This is a genomic window from Nocardia sp. NPDC003979 (assembly GCF_053605015.1).
Genome location: NZ_JBSGIJ010000003.1, coordinates 100,270 through 106,221, shown reverse-complemented (window position 1 = coordinate 106,221; position 5,952 = coordinate 100,270). Strand labels below are relative to the sequence as shown.

7 protein-coding genes are annotated in these 5,952 nt (G+C 63.9%); 4 read left to right on the top strand and 3 right to left on the bottom strand.

Features of this window, described 5'->3' with window-relative positions; genetic code table 11:
• The first annotated feature begins 136 nt into the window (after nucleotides 1–136).
• Nucleotides 137–1,543 carry an MFS transporter gene (locus tag ACWEVR_RS07455; protein WP_452466225.1) on the top strand — a complete coding sequence of 469 codons (1,407 nt, stop codon included), beginning with the start codon at nucleotides 137–139 and terminating at the stop codon, nucleotides 1,541–1,543.
• Nucleotides 1,540–2,025, top strand: a complete 486-nt coding sequence (locus ACWEVR_RS07450) for a pyridoxamine 5'-phosphate oxidase family protein (protein WP_452466224.1) — start codon at nucleotides 1,540–1,542, stop codon at nucleotides 2,023–2,025. Before ACWEVR_RS07455 ends, ACWEVR_RS07450 begins: the two co-directional genes overlap by 4 nt.
• A gap of 44 nt (nucleotides 2,026–2,069) precedes the next feature.
• On the opposite strand, the gene ACWEVR_RS07445 is transcribed toward ACWEVR_RS07450, so the two are convergent.
• Nucleotides 2,070–2,711 carry a TetR/AcrR family transcriptional regulator C-terminal domain-containing protein gene (locus ACWEVR_RS07445; RefSeq protein ID WP_452466223.1) on the bottom strand — a complete coding sequence of 214 codons (642 nt, stop codon included), beginning with the start codon at nucleotides 2,709–2,711 and terminating at the stop codon, nucleotides 2,070–2,072.
• An 84-nt stretch (nucleotides 2,712–2,795) separates the two neighbouring features.
• On the opposite strand from ACWEVR_RS07445, the gene ACWEVR_RS07440 reads away from it, so the two are divergent.
• Nucleotides 2,796–3,794 (top strand): NAD(P)-dependent alcohol dehydrogenase, encoded by a 999-nt coding sequence (locus ACWEVR_RS07440; RefSeq protein ID WP_452466222.1) that lies wholly within the window; start codon nucleotides 2,796–2,798, stop codon nucleotides 3,792–3,794.
• Here ACWEVR_RS07440 and ACWEVR_RS07435 read toward each other — a convergent pair.
• Complete coding sequence (locus ACWEVR_RS07435; RefSeq protein WP_452466221.1) at nucleotides 3,791–4,930, bottom strand: GDSL-type esterase/lipase family protein; 1,140 nt, start codon at nucleotides 4,928–4,930, stop codon at nucleotides 3,791–3,793. The two genes, ACWEVR_RS07440 and ACWEVR_RS07435, sit on opposite strands and share 4 nt — an antisense overlap.
• Before the next feature lie 107 nt (nucleotides 4,931–5,037).
• Between ACWEVR_RS07435 and ACWEVR_RS07430 the strand changes: the two genes are divergently transcribed.
• On the top strand, nucleotides 5,038–5,505 hold the full coding sequence (locus ACWEVR_RS07430) for a MarR family transcriptional regulator (protein ID WP_439269001.1): 468 nt from the start codon (nucleotides 5,038–5,040) through the stop codon (nucleotides 5,503–5,505).
• A gap of 87 nt (nucleotides 5,506–5,592) precedes the next feature.
• Here the strand turns inward: ACWEVR_RS07430 and ACWEVR_RS07425 are convergent, their stop codons facing one another.
• Complete coding sequence (locus tag ACWEVR_RS07425; protein WP_452466220.1) at nucleotides 5,593–5,925, bottom strand: hypothetical protein; 333 nt, start codon at nucleotides 5,923–5,925, stop codon at nucleotides 5,593–5,595.
• Between the last annotated feature and the right edge of the window lie 27 nt (nucleotides 5,926–5,952).

Here is a 5,952-nt window from a genome sequence, read left to right as displayed (position 1 = left end):
CTACCACCCTCCACGATCGGTTAGTCTGCCTAACCGACGCGTTAGAACTTTACCGTTGTTCCCGGCATCACCGCTGGTCGAAGCTTGATTCCTGCCACCCGTTCCAGGGTGGCCGCGTGTCGAGGAACGGATGAAAATGGTTCTGTTAGAAGCCGACAGCGCCCGCATGAGCGGTCGCGTGTGGGGGATGTTGCTCGTCTTGTGCGCGGCGATCTTCCTCGAAGGCGTGGATGTGTCGATGATGGGCGTCGCGCTCCCCGCGATTCAGGCCGACCTGGGGATGACAACCGGTGAACTGCAATGGGTGGTGAGCGCCTATGTGCTCGGGTACGGCGGTTTCATGCTGATGGGCGGACGTGCCGCCGACCTGCTCGGCAGGCGCCGGATGTTCCTGTTCTGGCTGGCGATGTTCCTGGTCTTCTCCGGCCTCGGTGCCTTCGCCGCCGACGGCTGGGTGCTGATCCTGTCCCGGCTGGTGAAGGGCATCGCCGCCGCGTTCCTCACCCCGGCGGGCCTGTCCATCATCACCACCAGCTTTCCCGAGGGCCGATTGCGCAACAAAGCGCTGCTCGTCTACGCCGGAACGGCCGCGGCCGGGTTCTCGCTCGGTCTGGTCGTCGGTGGTCTGCTGACCTCGATCGACTGGCGGTGGGTCTTCATCGCGCCGGTCTTCCTGACGGCCGCCGTGCTGGCCGCAGCCATCGTGCTGGTACCGAAAGACGAACCGGCCGACCGTTCTTCGGGCGGATTCGACGTGACCGGTGCGGTGAGCGTCACCGGCGCCGTGTTGCTGCTCGTCCTCGCGGTGGAGCGGTCGACCCATGTCAGCGCGGTGCAGACCGTCGCCATGTTGGTGATCAGCGCGGTATTGCTCACGGTGTTCGTGCTCACGGAGCAGCGCTCGCGTTCGCCGCTGGTGCGGCTCGGCATTCTCGCGTCGGGTCCGTTGGTGCGCGCCAATCTCACCGCGATCCTGTTCTCCGGTTCGTTCTTCGCCTTCCAGTTCATCGCGGTGCTGTACCTGCAGCAGTTGCGTGGCTGGTCGCCGCTGCAGACCGGTTTGGCCCTGCTGGCCATCGGCATCGATGCCGTCCTCGCGCCGACGCTCACGCCGTGGCTGGTCAACCGGTTCGGCAATGTCCGGGTGATCTTCGGTGGCCTGCTCACCGCCCTGCTGGCCTACGCGCTGTTCCAGCCGATCGGTCTCGACTGGACCTACGTCGCCATGTTCCCCAGCATGATTCTGCTCGGCCTGGCCTTCGCGCTGGTCTACGGGCCGTTGACGATCGCCGCCACCGACGGTGTCGTCGAGGAGGAACAGGGTCTGGCCGGTGGGCTGCTCAACACCTCGTTCCAATTCGGCGCGGGCCTCGGCCTGGCGATCGTCACCGCGGTCAGCACCGCCGCGATCGGGGCGGCCACGGCGCCGAGCGCGATTCTGGACGGTTACCGGACGGCGTTGCTGGTGCCGGTGGTCGCCGCGGGTCTCGGTGCGCTGGTCATGGTCTTCGGGCTTCGCTCGCCGGTGCGGGTGACCGCATGACGATCACAGTGGACTCCTTCGCCGCGATAGAGGAGGAATTCAACGCCTACGTGGGCGCCATCGTCTCGGCGACCATGGTCACCGTCGACGCGAAGAACCGGCCACGGACGCGGGTGCTCATTCCCGTCTGGGAGGTGGTCGACGGGCAACCGCTCGGCTGGCTGGCCACCTTCAAGACCCGGGTCAAGGCGGCTCACATCGCGGGCAATCCGTACACCAGCTTTTCGTACTGGGAGCCGAGGAACAACTCCGTCGCGGTCGACGCGAACGCCGAATGGGTCGACGACGTGGACGTCAAAGCTCATGTGTGGCGCCTGTATCGCAAGACGAGCCCACGCGGCGCCGGTTACAACCTCGGCGCCTTCTGGCACTCACCGAGTGATCCACGGTTGCATGTGCTGCGGTTGACGCCGTGGCGGGTGCAGGTCATTCGTGGCATGGATCTGCGTAGCAGGATCTGGAAGCCCGCTGTTACACAATGAATTCGGTGATCCACCCCGGCGATTGTCGGGGTGGATCCGGGTTGTCAGCGAGGGAGCAGGCCGGCGAGTCCTTCGAGAAGTAGATTCAAACCGAAGGTGAAATCAGCTGTACCCGAATGCTTTCCGTCGATGACGAGGGAGGCCAGAGTGTGCATGTGTGGATGCGTTTCGGTGGGGATGAGCGGAAGGAATTCCTCTGCGGACGAGGCGTATTCGGACGGGTCGAGGGGGAAATTGATGGCTTGGAGAGTGAAGCCGTAGATGTGGCTGTCGAGGGCGTTCCAGGCCCGGTCGGCTTGCTCGTAGGTGAAGCCCGCGGCGATCAGGCAGGCCAGGGTCGCCTCGACATAGCGCAGCATCGCGGGACCGACATTCACCCGGGAGCCCAGCAGGCCGGTGGCCCATCGGTGCTGGAGCAGGACCTCGTGGGCCGAAATCGCGCGACGGCGTAGTTCTTCCCGCCAGTCACCACCCGCCTCGGGCACGTAGATCTCCTCGACCACCAGGTCGATGAGCCCGTCGAGGATGTCCTCCTTGTGGGCGACATGGTTGTACAGCGACATGGCTTCGACGCCGAGCGCCTTGGCGAGCTTGCGCATCGACAACGCGTCGAGGCTCTCCGCATCGGCCAGGGCGATCGCCGCCCGCAGGATTCGTTCCCTGTTCAGTGGGATACGTGGCGGCATGCTTTCCTCCTTGACCTACTTACGGCGTAAGCGTACCGTCTGAGGTCAGCGACTTACGCTGTAAGTGCGAAGGAGGGGTCGCTCATGACCGATGTGGATACCGAACGGATGACGGCATGGGTGGCGCCGCGCTACGGCGGTGGGGAAGTGCTGCGCACGGAAATCGTGCCTCGGCCGGTGGCTGGTGAGGGGGAGCTGGTTGTCCGGGTGCAGGCGGCCTCGCTGTGTAGTGGTGACCTGCATTTGCTCAGTGGGACACCGTATTTGATCCGGCTGGGTTTCGGCATTCGTAGGCCGAAGCATCGGATGATCGGCCAGAACCTGGCCGGCAAGGTTGTCGCCGTCGGCTCCGGAGTTACCGAATTCCAGGTAGGGGACCGGGTTTTCGGTGAAGTGCCCGGTGGTGCGTTCGCCGAATACGTCCGCGCCGGTACCCACGCATTCGCCTTCGTGCCCGACGGCCTCGATATGGAAACAGCGGCCGCCATCCCGGATTCGGGCATGACCGCGCTTCAAGGTTTACACGATATCGGCAAGATCGCACCGGGGCACCGGGTGCTCGTCAACGGCGCATCCGGCGGTGTGGGAACTTTCGCGGTGCAAATAGCGAAAGCGCTCGGCGCCCACGTGACCGCCGTCTGCAGCACACGCCACATCGAGATGGTCCGCGAAATCGGCGCCGACAGCGTCATCGACTACACCACAACCGATTTCGTTGCCACCGGCGAGGTCTACGACATCATTTTCGACCTCGCGGGCAACCGGAAACTCCGCGACTGCCGCCGCGCCCTCGACTCGGAAGGCGTCTTCATCTCCTCGGCAGGCGCACCGGGTGGCAACTGGTTCGGCCCGATCCGCTGGCTCGGTTCGGTCCTCGTCGCCAACCTTTTCACCCGTCAAACCCTCAAACCACTCCTTATGCGCCCCACCGCCGCCGATTTGGCCTACTTGGCCGAGCTGGTCGCCCAGGGCCAGGTGCGACCGGTGATCCAACGGAGTTTCGCTCTGTCCGACACACCGTTGGCGATCCAGGCGTTGCAAGCGGGGCATGCCTCGGGCAAGACGATCCTCACCGTGCCTTAGTCCGCGCGGAAGAGAGCGGCAAGGTCCACGGTGTGTGCCATCGCCGCGGCACCCGCATCGTTGAGGTGCATACCGTCACCACTGTCGAATTCGGGGCGGATGAAGTCGGGGCGCGCGGGGTCGGCCACCGCACGGTCCACATCGAAGACGGAGTCGAAAATGTCTGTCCGGCGCAGCCATTCGTTGACCGCGTGACGGGTGGGCTGTGTCTCCACGAGTGGCATGCCGGGATAGACGCAGCCGGCGTAGGGGCCGATAGTCGCGACGTGGATGCGTAGGCCTGCGGCGTGCGCGCGGTTCGCGAGATCGGTGAAGCCGGCGATCAGTTCGTCGGCCGTCGCCGAGGGCTGCCCGCCCATCGCACCGAGAATCAGGTCGTTGATGCCGAAATTCACCAGGATGTCGGTGACCCCGGGTACCGCGATCGCATCGGAATCGAAACGAGCTATACCGGATTCGCCGATCTCGGTAGCGGTGAGCCGGTTGCCCGCGATGCCGTTGTTGACCACCCATCCATGAGTGAGTCGGTCGTTGAGGACATCGACTGAACGACGATTGGCGCTCACTGTAGTGCCGACCCCTTCGAACCAGGAGTCGCCGAACGCCACCGCGATCGGGGGCGGGGAGGCGTCGAGAACGTCCACGCCGGTGACGAAGAACCGGAACGGGACTTCCTGCGCATCGGGGAGTTCCACATCAGCGGTCCGGTCGCCGGTGACGAGATAGGAGATCTCGCCCGGTTGATGGGCAAACGTCGCCAGCCCCGTCGATTCAGGCAGGTACAGGCTGAGCAACAGGTCTTGACCAGCGGCAACCGACAGGTCGATCGGATCACTCACGAGATCCGCACCCGGCTCGATGACCGCGCTCGGCTCTCCACCGAAGCGAATCTCATGATCGGCGTCGGAGATGATCGCCGAGCCTGCCTTGCGCAGCGCCACCCGAGCGGCGCCGATGTGCAGAGGCGTCGTGCCGTAGCGGTTGGTCAGTCGCACCCTGACCGCCGTACCGCCGCCCGCCATGTGGAGGACATGGCGCACCGTCTCGTCTGCGAACTCGCGTGATTCGGCGAGCTTGATCTGCTCATCGGGGCTGATGACACCGTTCCGGAACCCGGCGACCCAGTTGTTCTGCATGCCCACTCCAATACTTGCTGCGCGGAATATTGCGTATGCATAGGTCTACGCGGAGATATTCCTCATGTCAACAATCCCTGCAGCAAACATCGACTAGGGTGCTTCACATGTCCGAACTGTTCGACGACCCCCGGCTGACCATCTCCGGCCTGCTCTTCGAGGCACACAGCGGACTCATCGCAAAGCTCGAACCCACCTGGCACGCCCACGGCCTGTCCGGCCTCGACCTCAACGCGCTGCTCCGCCTGAGCCGATCCCCCAACCGCCGCCTACGCATGTCCGACCTGGCAGCCCAAACCGAACTCTCCACCAGCGGAGTCACCCGCCTGGTCGACCGCCTGACAAAATCCGACCTCGTCGAACGCCAACTAGACCCCACCGACCGCCGCATCGCCTACGCATCCCTCACCCCCACCGGCCTCCACCGCCTCGAAGAGGTCCTCCCCGACTACCTCTCAGCCCTCGACACCTGGCTCATCGACGTACTGACCCCCACCCAACTCGACGACCTGGTCACCGCCCTCCGCATCCTCCGCGACGCAACCAACCCGTCAGCAACCGCCATCGGGGAGTGATATCGCGCCGGGCCTCCTGCCGCTGGCGCCGATCGCCTCCATGTGGGTCGTCTCTCATATCATGACCTCATTCACCTGGAGACGCCTCTAAAGCAATTCTTCTTGAAGGTACTCCAGGTACTCATTTTCGGAATTTGTGAGAGCATTTTGATCCAACACTTTGAGTACGAACAAATCGCTCGCCCGGAGATGGCCGGAATCGACCAGTTCGGATAATGCGTGCAATTGGCTTTCTCGGCACTTTGGATTCTGCTCGACCACGGCAAGGGTTGCGATAAGGGATGAAAGAGTATGAACTTCCTCCGGCGAAAACGAGTGGATCCAGTCCGTCACCGTCCCGCAAGCGTCTTCACGGATGTCGGGCGACGGCGAAGTCAACCGCCTTATGAGTTCCAGCTCTCTGGTTTCTCCGATCGTCAAGGTATCCTCCGTCTATGTTCGGTCCTT

Excerpts from the sequence above, each read along its gene's own strand:
- ACWEVR_RS07430 (WP_439269001.1), top strand. The coding sequence starts at position 5,038 with ATGTCCGAACTGTTCGACGACCCCCGGCTGACCATCTCCGGCCTGCTC.
- ACWEVR_RS07455 (WP_452466225.1), top strand. The coding sequence starts at position 137 with ATGGTTCTGTTAGAAGCCGACAGCGCCCGCATGAGCGGTCGCGTGTGG.
- ACWEVR_RS07450 (WP_452466224.1), top strand. The coding sequence starts at position 1,540 with ATGACGATCACAGTGGACTCCTTCGCCGCGATAGAGGAGGAATTCAAC.
- ACWEVR_RS07435 (WP_452466221.1), bottom strand. The coding sequence starts at position 4,930 with ATGCAGAACAACTGGGTCGCCGGGTTCCGGAACGGTGTCATCAGCCCC.
- ACWEVR_RS07440 (WP_452466222.1), top strand. The coding sequence starts at position 2,796 with ATGACCGATGTGGATACCGAACGGATGACGGCATGGGTGGCGCCGCGC.
- ACWEVR_RS07445 (WP_452466223.1), bottom strand. The coding sequence starts at position 2,711 with ATGCCGCCACGTATCCCACTGAACAGGGAACGAATCCTGCGGGCGGCG.